The following is a 14,281-nucleotide window of genomic DNA, read 5'->3' on the forward strand; positions in this document are numbered from 1 at the left end:
AATATAAAAAAGAATTCAAAAGATCGCTGTTCCTTTTTTGCGAGTGCAAATATAGAACGGATTTTTTGAATTCTCAAATATTTTATAAACTTTTTTCGACTTTTTTTCTAAGCCATTTCTTTCTTCTTGATTAAGAGCTTTTTAGCAGTATCAACGCAAAGGTCCATACTTTCTTCAAAACTCGCTGTTGTCTTTTTTACTACGATATCGTCACCCGGAACCGCCAAAATAATCTCAGCAGTTTTATTCGCTTTATCAGCGTTATTTTCGACTTTCAAGAATACCTTACACTCATGAATCTTGTCATAAAAGGTATTTAATTTGCCTACTTTTTTTTCGATGTGTGATTCTAATGGTTCGTGTGGAGTTAAACCAATTGATTGTACTGAAATCTTCATAATTCTTCTTTTTTTGATGCTCGAGGGTGAGCCTGATTAAACACTTTTTTCAATTGTTCAATATTAGCATTCGTATAGACTTGAGTACTGGCAAGACTGGAATGCCCTAATATTTTTTTCACTTTGGAGATCTCCGCCCCATTATCCAATACGTGAGTAGCAAAGCTATGACGAAGGATGTGAGGACTTCTTTTTTCTTTCGTTGTTATAAGACTAAGGTACTTATTAACTACCACATAAACAAATTTTTCGCTGAGTTTTTTCCCTTTCTTATTTACAAAAAAATACGATTGATATTCTGTCTGTGGTTTTCTTATTTCCATATAGCTCTTAAGAAGCTCAGACAATTCATGTGAAATGGGAACTACCCTTTCTTTATTCCCTTTCCCTATTACTTTTAACTCATTTCCGTATAAGTCAACATTCTCAAATATCAGGCCACAAAGTTCAGCTTTACGCATCCCTGTTTGGTAAAGCACCTCCATAATGCATTTTTCAAGTACATTATGTACCTGTTCAAAAATTCTTTCATTAAGATCCTTCATTTCTTCTTCAGACATAGGGATCTGTTTTTCAGCGTAAAACTTCAGGGAAGAGATTCCTTCTGTAGGAGAAACTTTAATCTCCCCTATTTTCAAAAGAAATAGATAAAAACTACGAAGAGAGGATAGCTTCCTGTTGATACTTCTTTTGGAAATATTGTTTTCACTCAGTTCAACAATAAAATTCCTTATAATTTTCTTGTCTGCTTTGGCTAAATTGTCGGAAGATTCTGTTCGGAGACAGAAATGGGAAAAGTCTGCAAGGTCTTTTTTGTAGCTTGTAATGGTATGAGGAGAATACCTTTTCTCGAATTGTAAGTAGTCTATAAATTTATCCAACATGAGCTAGGGCATAAAATAAAAAATTCACTCCTCAAATATAATATTTAAGAAGTGAATTTAATATGTGTTTAAGAAAAAAATTCTTAAGCCTGCTCTTCCTTGCTAAGTGCTCTTTGTTTGTAAGCAGCTTTTAACTTAGATTGTCTCAAAGTTACAGAAGGCTTGATAAACGCTTGTCTAGATCTTAATTGACGAACTGTACCTGTTTTATCAAATTTTCTCTTGTATTTTTTTAAAGCTCTGTCGATGGATTCACCATCTTTTACTGGAATTATTAACATATTTTACATCTCATTTTGGATTGCAAAACTAGACTTTTTTTCTTAAAGTACAAAATATATTACAACAAACAATTACTTTTTTATTCAAAATTTGCTTAAAAATCTAGTATTTAAGATCGTTAACAAAGAATATAATTTTTATCCACAATGATCAAATATGCTCATCACAAGATGTTTAGTCCGTATACCCTACCCCTAATTTTCATTAAATTCAGCCATATTAATGAAATGTAAACTAAAAGCATTATCTTTGCATTCACTTTATTCATGGGGTTGACTGGTTTCGACAGCAAGACCAATGGGTAAGTAAGCATGCAGAGAACCGTAGCGCGATCTCTATAATTCCTTGCTACAAAATTTTAACTGGCAACGAAGAGTTCGCTCTTGCAGCTTAATATCGAAGTATAGTAGATCAAGCGTTTTCCCGAAGATAGTAAGGAAGCAAGATATTCCACAAATGCTCTGTTCTGCGGCGTTTGATTCTGGGATATAGGAATGCGGAAATAAGGTTTTAGAAGCTTCGGCTAAAACACGAAAACTTAGAAGATAAGCTGGAAGTTGGGTGTCTGCTCTCTGCCTCCAGTCGAAAATCAATAGTAGAATAAGCATGTAGAAAGCTTATGTATTGCTTGTTTGGACGAGGGTTCGAATCCCTCCAACTCCACAAAAAGAGAATCTATTATTTAGATTCTCTTTTTAATTTATCACATACTCATATAACAAAGAAACCGGAACAAGCCATCAACACAATGTCTATATAATAATATGAGCCACATACTATATAGTATACCTATTCAACATAAAGAACTGCTTAACATTTAATAGAATAAGTTTGTTCGATTGGATTTATTAATTACCTTATTGTTTTCCGAGTTTAATTCCTATCATACTTCTCCATTAAAATGATCTGGTACTATATATTGTACTAATATTTTTAAATAATAAAATCTTTCTATCATTTAAAATGAAATCTTTGGAGCTAAAAAACGAAGATAAATTACTTCTTAAAGATCATATTTCTTGAAACTAAAGTTCACAATAGTGAAATTTGGAAGATATATCTTTATATCATCTATTAGACTTTCCATGATTGGCTTTATATTTATCTACAAGTAACAAATATAACCTTCTGAAAACTAAAAGACTAAACCGAGACAACCCAAAATGAAAGCTTCTACCCCACAAAAAAGACTAAAAAAATGTTTTATCGTAAAGAATTTTATATATTTGCACCATCTAACAATTAAAAAAATAATTTACTATGTCAGACATTGCATCAAGAGTAAAAGCTATCATCGCTGATAAGCTTGACGTTGAAGAAACAGAAGTAACTCCTGAAGCTAGCTTCACTAACGATTTAGGAGCTGATTCACTAGATACAGTTGAACTTATCATGGAATTTGAAAAAGAATTTAATATTCAAATCCCTGATGACCAGGCTGAAAAAATTACTACTGTAGGACACGCTATCGCTTACATCGAAGAAGTAGTAAATAAATAATATTCTTCAACAAAAAAGAAATTAAACAAAGTTTATGGAATTAAAAAGAGTAGTTGTAACAGGATTTGGAGCAATAACACCAATAGGAAATAATGCAAAAGAATACTGGGAAAACCTTGTAAAAGGTGAGAGCGGTGCCGCTTCGATTACTCTTTTTGATGCCACAAACTTTAAAACAAAGTTCGCCTGTGAGGTGAAGAGTTTCGATCCACTACAGCATTTCGATAAGAAAGAAGCTAAAAAAATGGACCGAAATACTCAATTGGGGCTTGTTGCTGCTAGAGAAGCAGTGGCACATTCCAGAATTATTGAAGACAATGTAGACAAAAACAGAGTTGGTGTAATCTGGGGATCCGGAATTGGAGGTTTAGAGACTTTCGAAACTGAGGTATTAGGATGGGCAAATACGGAAATTCCGAGATTTAACCCTTTCTTTATTCCTAAAATGATTGCAGATATCACTCCTGGTCATATCTCAATTGAATATGGTTTCCACGGACCCAACTATACTACTGTATCTGCATGTGCATCTTCAGCAAATGCTATAATTGATTCCAAAATGCTGATCCAGTTAGGAAAAGCAGACGTGATTGTGTGCGGAGGCTCTGAAGCAGCCGTTACAGCAAGTGGTGTCGGTGGATTTAATGCAATGATGGCCCTTTCTACAAGAAATGATGATCCAACAACAGCTTCAAGACCTTTTGACAAAGACAGAGATGGATTTGTATTAGGAGAAGGTGCAGGAACAATCATCCTTGAAGAATATGAGCACGCAGTAAAACGTGGGGCTACAATTTATGCAGAATTATTAGGAGGAGGTTTGAGTGCTGATGCACATCACATGACTGCTCCACACCCTGAAGGTCTTGGTGCTTATCTGGTAATGAAGAGTTGTTTGGAAGATGCAGGTTTAACTGCTGATGAAGTAGATCATATCAATATGCATGGTACATCTACTCCATTAGGAGACATCGCAGAATCCAATGCAATCTCAAGATTATTAGGCGAGCATGCTTATGACATTCAGATTAATTCTACAAAATCAATGACAGGACACCTTTTAGGTGCTGCAGGTGTTATTGAAGCTATCGCTGCATTAGGAACTATTATTCATGGTATTGTTCCTCCTACCATCAACCATTTTACTGATGATGAAAATATTGACAGCAGACTAAACTTTACGTTTAATTCAGCTGTGAAGAAAGATGTAAAAGTAGCCATGAGCAATACTTTCGGATTTGGCGGGCATAATGCTTGCGTTCTATTTAAGAAAATCTAAATTCAATGAATGGAGTTACAGAAATACTTTTCTAAATTCCTTATCAAAAAAAGAAAAAGACAACTCACGGAGAGAGAATATTTTCTCAGTACCGAACTTAAAAAAGTATTGGGTACCGAGGTACAAAATATAGCTCTTTACCGCGAAGCTTTTTCTTTGAAAAATTCTTCTAAAAATCAAGACAGCAATTACGAAAGACTTGAATTTTTAGGAGATTCTGTTTTGGGTACAATTATTTCTTGTCATTTGTTCCAGACTTATCCTCAAGCTAATGAAGGATACCTGACACAGATGAAATCTAAGATTGTTAATAGGAAAAACCTCAATAAATTAGGAGAAGACCTTAAGCTTACCAGCCTTTTGCAAAAGCAAAACAGTTCTTCAGCTTTGGGCGAAAATATCTCCGGAAATTTATTCGAAGCTTTAATCGGTGCCGTTTATTTAGACTTCCACTATGACGCCTGCAAAAGGATCATTCTGGAAAAATTACTGACCCCTTCCGAGATCAACAAGCTTGAAAATAAAATTGTAAGCTACAAAGGCCTCTTGCTTGAGTGGAGCCAAAAGAAGAAGGTTAATATAAAGTACGAAACCTGCGAGGAAATACAAGTTAATAAATCTGTCGTATTCAGATGCCACGTGTGGCTGGGGGATGAAAAAATTGCAAATGCGACGGAAACATCCAAGAAAAAAGCAGAGGAAAAAGCAGCACAGAGGGCATTTTATATTTTAAATAAAAAAGAAAATATACTTGGAAATTCAAAAACTTTATGATCTTGATGATATAGAATTTGAAGATATTGCCATAGGATTGGTAAGATTAGCAAAAGATATACCTGCTCATGAGTTTTTCTATAAAATAAATCAAATCAACAACCTTACTTTTGAAAGAAAGAAAGATCTTGTCTTTCATGGGGGGTATTATGATTATTTTTTTCCTAGATATGAGGCCTACCACAAGTTTTCAAAAACTTGTTTTACCTTTATTTCAAATAAATCTTCGGAAAGTAAGCAAAAAAAAGTTCAGACGGAACTGTTTACAGAAGAAGAAAACATTAAATTTTTATTAAATAATCAGGCAGATGTCGAATATATTTTACATAGTTCGGAACAGTTTCCTGATTTTTCCGTAATTTTGCTCCCTGAAAATCTTGTGTTTCCAATTCAAGATTATACACTGAGTTCTGATGAGGAACTTTATCAAATTATCCAGTATTATGAATAAGTATTTAAAGAAGACAAAAATTATCGCAACACTAGGACCTGCTTCATCATCGAAGGAGGTAATGTTAGATTTAATGAAAGCGGGTGTTGACATTTTCAGAATAAATTTTTCCCATGCAGATTACGACTTAGTTCGATCAAATATTGAAATAATTAGAGAGCTAAACAGCGAGTATGGGTATTCAGTGGGTATTCTAGGAGACCTTCAGGGACCTAAACTAAGAGTAGGTGTTGTAAAAGAAGGTTCTTATCTGAACCCTGGAGATATTCTTACTTTCACTAATGAAAAGATGGAAGGAGATTCTACCAAGGTTTATATGACTTACCAACAGTTTCCACAGGATGTAAAAGTAGGGGAAAGAATCCTTATTGACGATGGGAAACTAATGTTAGAAGTTATCGAAACCAATGAAATAGATACTGTAAAAGCAAAAACCATTCAAGGAGGTCCGTTAAGTTCTAAAAAAGGAGTTAATCTACCTAATACGAATGTTTCTCTTCCTGCTTTGACAGAAAAAGATGTTCAGGATGCTAATTTCATGCTTGACATGGAAGTTGACTGGATTGCCTTATCATTTGTTCGTCATGCTCAGGATATTATCGACTTGAAAGAGCTTATCAACGCGCATCCAAATGGTAAATTCAAAACTCCAATCATTGCGAAGATTGAAAAACCTGAGGGGGTAAAAAATATTGAAGAAATTCTTCTAGAATGTGACGGATTAATGGTTGCCCGTGGTGACCTGGGTGTAGAAGTTCCAATGGAAGAAGTTCCTGCTATCCAGAAAAATCTGGTAGAAAAGGCTAGGTTCTATTCTAAACCAGTTATCATTGCTACTCAGATGATGGAAACCATGATCAACAGCTTAACTCCTACCAGAGCAGAAGTAAATGACGTTGCTAACTCTGTATTGGATGGAGCTGATGCTGTAATGCTTTCCGGAGAAACTTCTGTAGGGAGATATCCGGTACAAGTTGTGGAAAACATGGCTAAAATTGTAAAGAATATCGAAACAACTCATTTTTACCAACATAAAAATGAACCTATCGAAAAGGATTACAACTGCATCGATGAGAGATTCATTACCAATAGAGTTTGTCTTGCAGCAGTAAGAATTGCTAAAACAACCAACGTTTCTGCTATTGTAACGCTTACTCATTCGGGGTATACCGCTTTCCAGCTTGCAGCACACAGACCTAACTCTCAGATCATTGTTTACAGTGGAAACAAAAGAGTAATTGCTATGCTGAACCTTCTTTGGGGAGTTCATGCTTACTATTATGATATGAAAAAGTCTACTGATGAAACCATCATCCAGGTAAATATGCTAACCCATAACTATGGCTATATCGAAACAGGAGATTTCGTAATCAACATCAATGCTACTCCATCATATGAAGGTGGGAAAACGAATACATTGAGACTGACTACCGTTTAAAAGAAGAAAAGACAAATTACTTTTGTCAAAACATACAAAAACAAAAACTCCCGGAAATTGATTTCCGGGAGTTTTTTATTTATAAAAATAAGGCTGTGTCATTAATACCCACCTTAATAATGTCCTACAATAGTTCTCGCTGTTACAAACTCTTTTAAAGCCAGCAAAGAAAGCTCAGTTCCATATCCTGAAGCCTTGCTTCCCCCAAATGGAAAACGTGGATCAGAACTCGTCATTCTGTTGATATTCACCGTTCCGGATTCAAGATTCTCAATAAAGAATAATTGACGCTCGGGTTTCTTTGTCCAAACTGAATTGGAAAGTCCGAAAGGAATATCATTGGCCATTTGTAAAGCTTCTTCATCATTTTTTGCAATCATGATCATTCCAAGAGGTCCGAAAAGTTCTTCTTTCAAAATTGGATTTCCTTCCTGAACTCTGATTAAACCAGGTTTAAATTCATTCTCTGAAATTCTCTCCAAAGGAATAATAATTTCTGCGCCATTTTCCAATGCTCTATTGAATTGAGCCTCTAACTCATCAGCAAGATCGGGTCTTGCCATTCCGGCTAATTTAGTTTCCTTATCTAAAGGATCTCCAATTTCATATTTTTTATATTCTTCAATGAATTTAGGTAAAAATTCACCTTCAATCTTTTCATCTATGATAAATCTTTTTGCTGCAGTACAGGTTTGTCCACAGTTTTGAAGTCTGGATTTTACTCCTGCTTTTGCTGCTGTTTCCAGATCCGCATCATCGAAAATGATAAAAGCATCACTTCCTCCTAATTCAAGTAAAGATTTTTTGATATTTAAACCAGCTATTGAAGCCACTTCTCCCCCTGCTTTACCACTCCCTGTTAAGCTTACTCCTTTTACAACATCGTGTTCAAGAATTTCCTTTACAGCCTGATGTCCTACTTCCAGATTCTGGAAAATACCTTCCGGAAAGCCTGCTTCCAAAAGAACATCTACTATTGCATTTCCACTTCCGAAACAAATCGAAGCATGTTTCAAAACAACTGTATTTCCAGCTAAAATTGCAGGAACAGCAAACCTCAATACCTGCCAGAAAGGAAAATTCCACGGCATTACTCCTAAAATCACTCCTTTTGGAACATAATGAACTTCTGAATAAGCAAATTCGGATTCAACCTTTTCAGGTTTTAAAATATTCTCAGCGTCTGCATAATAATTCATCATTAAAGCACACTTTTCTACTTCAGCAATCGATTCTGAAACAGGCTTATTCATTTCCTTCGTAATGATTGTCCCAAACTTTTCAGAATTATTTTTTAAAATTTCTGCTGCTTTTGCAATTAACTTCTGCCTTTCCTCAAACGGCACTTTTCTCCACACTGAAAACGCTTTATCTGCTTTAATAAGCTTGCTTTCAATCAATTGTTCCATAATATAATTTCTGTTTTAAATTCAGCTAATGAATTTATGAGCGCTTTTATTTTAAAAGCACGATGAAATCAGCAAATTTCATTCCTTAGGGGTTAATAAAATAATGATTTTCTCTATCGGAAGAATATAACTTTTTACATCATTAGCCATTCATTCACAAGACATGCTGCCAGCCTCGCCGTCCTATCCTGAATATCGAAAGACGGATTAACTTCTGCTACATCCAGTGCAACCAGTTTTTTGTTTTTTAAGATATGTCTGTAAAAATGCATAAAGGTTGTATCTGCAAAGATACCATTATATGCTGAAGCGGAAACTCCTGGAGCGATAGATGCGTTAAATACATCCATACAAATAGTAAGATAGGCGAAATCCACATTATCCAGCAGCTCATCTATACGCTGATAGATAGAAGGAAGGTTTTCAAAAAATAATTCATCTGAAAGGATGTATTTCATCCCAAATTGATGAGCTGTATCAAAAAGCTTTAGCGTATTCGAGTTTCTCTGAATTCCGATATGAAGAGAATTAATAGGACCTTCCTGAGCAATCTGCCAGAATCCAGTTCCGGAACTTGGCCCTACCCCTTTTTCCGGCTGTCTGTTATCAAAATGAGCATCAATATTAATGATCCCGATTTTTTGTTCAGGAAAGGCTGTTTTCACCCCTAAATAATGGGCATACGTGACTTCATGACCGCCGCCCAGCACAAGAGATTTTCCGCCTTTTAAAAGTACTTTTGAAACATTTTTGGCTAGATTATTCTGAGTGTTTTCCAGATTCCTATCTTCACAGGTAACATTCCCAAAATCCAGCATTGAAAAGCCCGGGATAATCACCGGAAAATTAGCCATATTCTTTCTGATCAGATCAGGCGAATCTTTGGCTCCCTGACGACCTTTGTTTCTCCTTACTCCTTCATCTACAGCAAAACCATGCAAAACAAAATCATCTGTAGAAATGTTGTCGTAATTACGTTCTTCCTTTACCCTTTGAAATAATCTGTGATAGAGAAGTTCTTCTCCGTCCAATCTGCCTTGCCAAATATTACTCATTATTCAGTCATTTGCCTATTGTCTATTCTTCAACCAGCATATATCAGAAACTAGCTGATTGAAGAACAAATATGGTTAATTTATAATTTTAAATGTGATTCCCATCAATGTATACACTTTCCGCTTTTAAGCTTCCCTGATTATAAAGTACATTCTGGAAATTATTGGTTTTGAAAGTTACAAAATCTGCCTTTTTTCCTGCGTCCAATTGTCCTCTATCTTCAAGATTAAGTGCATAAGCAGCACGGAAAGTCATTCCTGCTAAAACTTCGGCAGTCGTCAGTTTCTGGAAAGTTGCCAGAATAGAAGCCTGTGTAATTAAATTTCCCATGGGAGCTGATCCCGGATTCCAGTCACTTGCGATGGCTACAATAGCTCCTGCATCTAATAACTTCCTTGCCGGAGTAAATTTTTCACCCAATCCTAAGCTTGCGCCAGGAAGAGCTGTTGCCACAGTATCTGATTCAGCCAAAAATTGAATATCCTCATCAATGGTTGCTTCCAAATGATCTGCAGACTTCGCTCCTACTTCCACCGCAATTCTTGAACTTCCCGGGGTAAACTGATCCGCATGAACAGTAATTTCAAAACCTAATGCTTTTGCTTTAAGTAAGAATTCTTTACTCTCATCAGGCTGAAATGCAGACTTTTCAATGAAAATATCTACTCTATTCGCCAATCCTTCTTCTTTTACTTTTGGTAAAATTTCGGTAATGATATATTCCAGATATTCGGGATTACTTCCCTCAAAATCTCTTGGTTTTAAGTGTGCCGAAAGGCAGGTAGGTACCAAAGTGGCCTTCGTTGAATTTTGTGCTTTTTTAATAATTCTAAGCATCTTCAGCTCATTTTCCAGGTCCAGTCCGTAACCACTCTTTACTTCAATTGTGGTAATTCCCAGGTCAACCAGAAAGTTGATTCTTTCAATCAAAGTTTTCAATAATTCTTCTTCTGAAGCATTTCTTGTGTGCTGTACGGAACTCCATATTCCACCGCCGCTTTCTGCAATTTCCAGATACGTTTTCCCAGCATTACGCATGGCAAAATCATTAGCACGGTTTCCTCCGAAACAGATATGGGTATGTGAATCTACAAAAGCAGGAAGAACAATCTGTTCTCCTTCTATCTTTTCGATTTCTATGGTAGGATTTTCTGTTTTTAATGTTTCAAAATTCCCAACTTTCTGAATGGTATTCTGATTGACTATAATCCCTCCGTCTACAATAATTTCCAGTTGTTCATCGGAAAGTTTTCCTCTTAATGGTAAGTTAGCAAGTGTTACCACCTGCTTAAATGGTCCTATTAATTTCATTTATTTAATATTAAGGCGAATGTTTACGTCATCAATTGGTATTGATCTATCTAAACAATCAAAATTTATTAATTTTTATTAATAATTTCTTCTCTCAAAAATACTTAAAATATCCCAATTATTTCAATCTTAGCGATTCTCATTTTTAACGTGAGTCTAAACGTCTGTATCAATCTTAACCTTTTCTCAATCTGCCCTTCAACCTTAGTCTAAATTTGCTATCTTTGAAGTAAATGAAATGAATTAATGCCAGATTTTTTACATCCAGATAAGGAAAACTACTCACGAGAGGAACTCATGCAGGAAGAACAGATCCGCCCCCAAAGCTTTAAAGATTTTGCGGGACAGAGAAAAACGCTGGAGAACCTTGATGTTTTCGTTACCGCTGCGAAAAGACGTGGTGGAGCACTAGATCATGTTTTATTACATGGTCCGCCAGGGCTTGGAAAAACTACTTTAGCCAATATTATTGCCAATGAATTGGGGGTAAATTGTAAAATCACTTCGGGTCCTGTATTGGATAAACCCGGCAGCTTAGCTGGTTTATTGACCAATCTGGAAGAAAATGATGTTCTTTTCATTGATGAAATTCACCGTTTATCCCCTGTTGTAGAAGAATATTTGTATTCTGCAATGGAAGATTACAAGATTGACATTATGCTGGAAACAGGTCCTAATGCCAGAAGTGTACAAATCGGACTGAATCCGTTTACCCTGGTGGGCGCAACAACCAGAAGCGGAATGCTTACGAAACCTATGCTTGCCCGATTCGGGATTCAAAGCAGGCTGGAATATTATTCTATTGAACTTTTATCAATGATTATTCAAAGAAGTGCAAGGGTTTTAGGGGTTGTTATTTATGAAGATGCCGCGATAGAAATTGCAAGAAGAAGTCGTGGAACACCAAGGATTGCCAACGCATTATTGAGAAGGGTACGTGACTTTGCTGAGATCAAAGGGAATGGTGAAATTGAAATCAATATCACAAAATATGCATTAAATTCTCTGAATGTGGATGAATTCGGTTTGGATGAAATGGACAATAAGATCATGCGTGTTATGATTGAAAACTTCAAAGGAAAGCCCGTTGGTATTTCTGCTCTTGCCACATCTATTGCTGAAAACCCTGAAACTTTAGAGGAGGTTTATGAACCATTTTTGATCCAGGAAGGATTTATTATCCGGACTCCTCGAGGAAGAGAAGTTACTGACAAGGCTTACAAACATTTAAATATTACAAGACCTAAAAATCCGGGTGAGCTTTTTTAAGGCAAAGTTCATGGTTTAAGGCTAATTAGAATTTCTTAGTTTATGTTTATACCCAAATTATACAGAAGTGAAGATTTTGATGTGATGAGAGATATCATCAAGGAAAATTCTTTTGCTTTACTGATTTCTTCCGCTGATAAAATCAGGGCGACTCATTCTATGATGATGCTGAATGAAGATGACCCTGAAAATGCTTATATTGAAACTCATATTTCGAGAGCAAATCCTCAGGCAAAAATCTTAAAAGATGGCGATGAAGTGCTCTGTGATTTTTTGGGAGCCCATACTTATATTTCCAGCAGCTGGTATGATCATATTAATGTTTCCACATGGAATTACGAGGCAGTACAGATCTATGGCAGGGTTGAATTGATGAACCATGACGAGCTTTATACCCATTTGGATAAATTAACATCCAAATATGAAAATTTCCAGCAATGTCCAATGATGGTGAAAGATATGGGAAAAGAATTTGTAGAAAAGGAAATGAAAGGAGCTTTTGGGATGAAAATAATTCCTACCGAAATATTTATCAAGCAAAAACTTTCCCAGAACAGGAAAGAGGCTGATTTTAACAACATCATTACGCAACTTGAACAATCTGACGATAGCGGAAAAAAGGTTGCGGAGAAAATGAAATTAATAAAGAAATAATCAAAATATACATATGAAGTTATATCCAATACAATGTGGAAAATTTAAACTGGACGGCGGCGCTATGTTCGGAGTCGTCCCAAAGAGTCTGTGGGAAAAAACAAACCCAGCAGACGAAAAAAACCTAATCGAGTTGGGAACACGTTCCCTGCTTATAGAAGACGGAAAAAAACTCATCCTTGTAGACTGCGGTCTCGGCAACAAGCAGGATGATAAATTTTTCGGACATTATTCTCTTTGGGGAGATGATACTCTTGATAAAAATCTAAAGAAATATGGCTTTATAAAGGAAGATATCACCGATGTATTCCTTACCCACCTTCACTTCGACCATTGTGGTGGTGCTATAGAGTGGAATGACGACAGAACCGGATATAGACCGGCTTTCAAAAATGCCCACTTCTGGACTAATGAAAACCACTGGCAGTGGGCAACTGAACCTAATGCGAGAGAAAAAGCAAGTTTCCTGAAGGAAAATATTATGCCGATACAGGAAAGCGGCCAGCTTAATTTTTTACCCCTTCCTACTACCGGTAATTATGGTTTTGCCCCGGATCTTAAAATGGATGTCATTTTTGTAGACGGCCATACGGAAAAGCAAATGCTCCCGGTAATCCAATACCAGGAAAAGACTGTTGTTTTTGCGGCAGACCTTATTCCTACAGCAGGGCATATCAATCAGGTTTATGTAATGGGATATGATACGAGACCTCTTTTAACCTTGGAAGAGAAAGGAAAATTCCTTAAACAATGTGTAGACAACGAATATCTATTGTTCTTTGAACATGATGCTCACAATGAACTTGCAAGCCTTAAAATGACTGAGAAAGGCGTAAGACTTGATGAAACGTTCACCTTTAATGATGTTTTTGGATATTAATTTTAATTATGGAAGAATTACATTCAGAAATACAACAGATAGAACCGGAACCATCGCCCAAGGTTATAGGATTAACAGGCGGAATAGGTTCTGGAAAAACAACAGTAGCCCAATTTATAGAAGAGCTCGGTTTTCCGGTTTACTATTCTGATGACAGGGCAAAGGCAATCGTTAATGAAAGCGAAGAACTGAAAACAAAAATCAAGGAACTTCTTGGTGAAGAATCCTATGATGAAAACGGATTGTACGATAGAAAATTTGTTGCAGATAAGGTTTTCAACAACAAAGATCTACTCCAGCAGTTAAACGAAATTATTCATCCTGCTGTGCGGATTGATTTCGAAGACTGGGTGAAAAAGCAGAGTAAATATTTGGTATTCAAAGAAACAGCACTCTTGTTTGAACTCAAGCTCAACAGAAAATGTTATAAGTCGCTTTTGGTAACAGCTGAGGATAATATCAGGATCAAAAGAGTGATGGACAGGGATAACAAAACCTACCGTGAAGTAGGAGTTGTCATGGAGAAACAAATGCCGGAAAGGGATAAAATTAAAATGGCAGATTGTATTATCTACAACAATACCAATCTGGAAGAATTAAAAGAACAGACTGAAAAAGTGATTTTCAGTATTGAATAAATAAAAACTCGTTAGAAGCTTTTCTAACGAGTTTTTTTTATGTGAAAATATTATTTGG

The 14,281-nt window shown here is 35.9% G+C and carries 15 protein-coding genes and 1 other RNA gene; 10 read left to right on the top strand and 6 right to left on the bottom strand.

All coding sequences use genetic code 11. The annotated features are described in order from the left end of the window. Window positions 1–107 precede the first annotated feature (107 nt). From AC07UM_RS09210 to rpsU, 3 genes are all read right to left on the bottom strand, one after another. Entirely contained in the window at window positions 108–398 is a 291-nt protein-coding gene (locus AC07UM_RS09210) for an HPF/RaiA family ribosome-associated protein (protein WP_494682175.1), read from the bottom strand. Further along, the gene (locus AC07UM_RS09215) at window positions 395–1,282 is read right to left on the bottom strand and encodes a phage lytic cycle repressor MrpR family protein (protein WP_494682176.1); all 888 of its coding nucleotides are present in this window, start codon (window positions 1,280–1,282) and stop codon (window positions 395–397) included. The genes AC07UM_RS09210 and AC07UM_RS09215 overlap by 4 nt, the downstream gene beginning before the upstream one ends. 83 nt (window positions 1,283–1,365) lie before the next feature. Further along, window positions 1,366–1,563, bottom strand: coding sequence for a 30S ribosomal protein S21 (gene rpsU / locus AC07UM_RS09220; protein WP_045501128.1), 198 nt, complete (start codon window positions 1,561–1,563; stop codon window positions 1,366–1,368). Window positions 1,564–1,832: 269 nt separating this feature from the next. Between rpsU and ssrA the strand changes: the two genes are divergently transcribed. The 6 genes from ssrA (at window position 1,833) to pyk (ending at window position 7,006) form a co-directional block, all read left to right on the top strand. Next, window positions 1,833–2,230, top strand: a transfer-messenger RNA (tmRNA) gene (gene ssrA, locus AC07UM_RS09225). Window positions 2,231–2,824: 594 nt separating this feature from the next. Next, window positions 2,825–3,064 (top strand): acyl carrier protein, encoded by a 240-nt coding sequence (locus tag AC07UM_RS09230; protein WP_002976354.1) that lies wholly within the window; start codon window positions 2,825–2,827, stop codon window positions 3,062–3,064. A 34-nt stretch (window positions 3,065–3,098) separates the two neighbouring features. Further along, window positions 3,099–4,343 carry a beta-ketoacyl-ACP synthase II gene (gene fabF / locus AC07UM_RS09235; protein ID WP_103233925.1) on the top strand — a complete coding sequence of 415 codons (1,245 nt, stop codon included), beginning with the start codon at window positions 3,099–3,101 and terminating at the stop codon, window positions 4,341–4,343. Window positions 4,344–4,352: 9 nt separating this feature from the next. Next, window positions 4,353–5,117: a ribonuclease III gene (gene rnc, locus AC07UM_RS09240; RefSeq protein ID WP_494682177.1), complete on the top strand. Its 765-nt coding sequence runs from the start codon at window positions 4,353–4,355 to the stop codon at window positions 5,115–5,117. Next, window positions 5,095–5,568 carry an IPExxxVDY family protein gene (locus tag AC07UM_RS09245; protein ID WP_494682178.1) on the top strand — a complete coding sequence of 158 codons (474 nt, stop codon included), beginning with the start codon at window positions 5,095–5,097 and terminating at the stop codon, window positions 5,566–5,568. Before rnc ends, AC07UM_RS09245 begins: the two co-directional genes overlap by 23 nt. Then, window positions 5,561–7,006, top strand: coding sequence for a pyruvate kinase (gene pyk / locus AC07UM_RS09250; protein ID WP_124534754.1), 1,446 nt, complete (start codon window positions 5,561–5,563; stop codon window positions 7,004–7,006). Before AC07UM_RS09245 ends, pyk begins: the two co-directional genes overlap by 8 nt. A gap of 113 nt (window positions 7,007–7,119) precedes the next feature. Here pyk and AC07UM_RS09255 read toward each other — a convergent pair whose 3' ends face one another. From AC07UM_RS09255 to hutI, 3 genes are all read right to left on the bottom strand, one after another. Further along, complete coding sequence (locus AC07UM_RS09255) at window positions 7,120–8,415, bottom strand: aldehyde dehydrogenase family protein (protein WP_494682179.1); 1,296 nt, start codon at window positions 8,413–8,415, stop codon at window positions 7,120–7,122. Window positions 8,416–8,549: 134 nt separating this feature from the next. Beyond that, a complete protein-coding gene (gene hutG, locus AC07UM_RS09260; protein WP_494682180.1) occupies window positions 8,550–9,470 on the bottom strand; it encodes a formimidoylglutamase in 921 nt (306 codons plus the stop codon). 88 nt (window positions 9,471–9,558) lie between these two features. Further along, window positions 9,559–10,782 (bottom strand): imidazolonepropionase, encoded by a 1,224-nt coding sequence (hutI, locus tag AC07UM_RS09265; protein WP_494682181.1) that lies wholly within the window; start codon window positions 10,780–10,782, stop codon window positions 9,559–9,561. 246 nt (window positions 10,783–11,028) lie between these two features. On the opposite strand from hutI, the gene ruvB reads away from it, so the two are divergent. Genes ruvB through coaE form a run of 4 tightly spaced genes read left to right on the top strand, consistent with a single transcriptional unit; the run spans window position 11,029 to window position 14,223 of the window. Beyond that, entirely contained in the window at window positions 11,029–12,051 is a 1,023-nt protein-coding gene (gene ruvB, locus AC07UM_RS09270; protein WP_494682182.1) for a Holliday junction branch migration DNA helicase RuvB, read from the top strand. A 42-nt stretch (window positions 12,052–12,093) separates the two neighbouring features. Continuing rightward, a complete protein-coding gene (locus tag AC07UM_RS09275) occupies window positions 12,094–12,705 on the top strand; it encodes an FMN-binding negative transcriptional regulator (protein ID WP_494682183.1) in 612 nt (203 codons plus the stop codon). Window positions 12,706–12,718: 13 nt separating this feature from the next. Then, a complete protein-coding gene (locus AC07UM_RS09280) occupies window positions 12,719–13,585 on the top strand; it encodes an MBL fold metallo-hydrolase (RefSeq protein WP_494682184.1) in 867 nt (288 codons plus the stop codon). 8 nt (window positions 13,586–13,593) lie between these two features. Further along, on the top strand, window positions 13,594–14,223 hold the full coding sequence (gene coaE, locus AC07UM_RS09285; protein ID WP_494682185.1) for a dephospho-CoA kinase: 630 nt from the start codon (window positions 13,594–13,596) through the stop codon (window positions 14,221–14,223). Window positions 14,224–14,281: the final 58 nt, after the last annotated feature.

It is taken from the genome of Chryseobacterium sp. GW821-FHT04C04 (assembly GCF_059420365.1).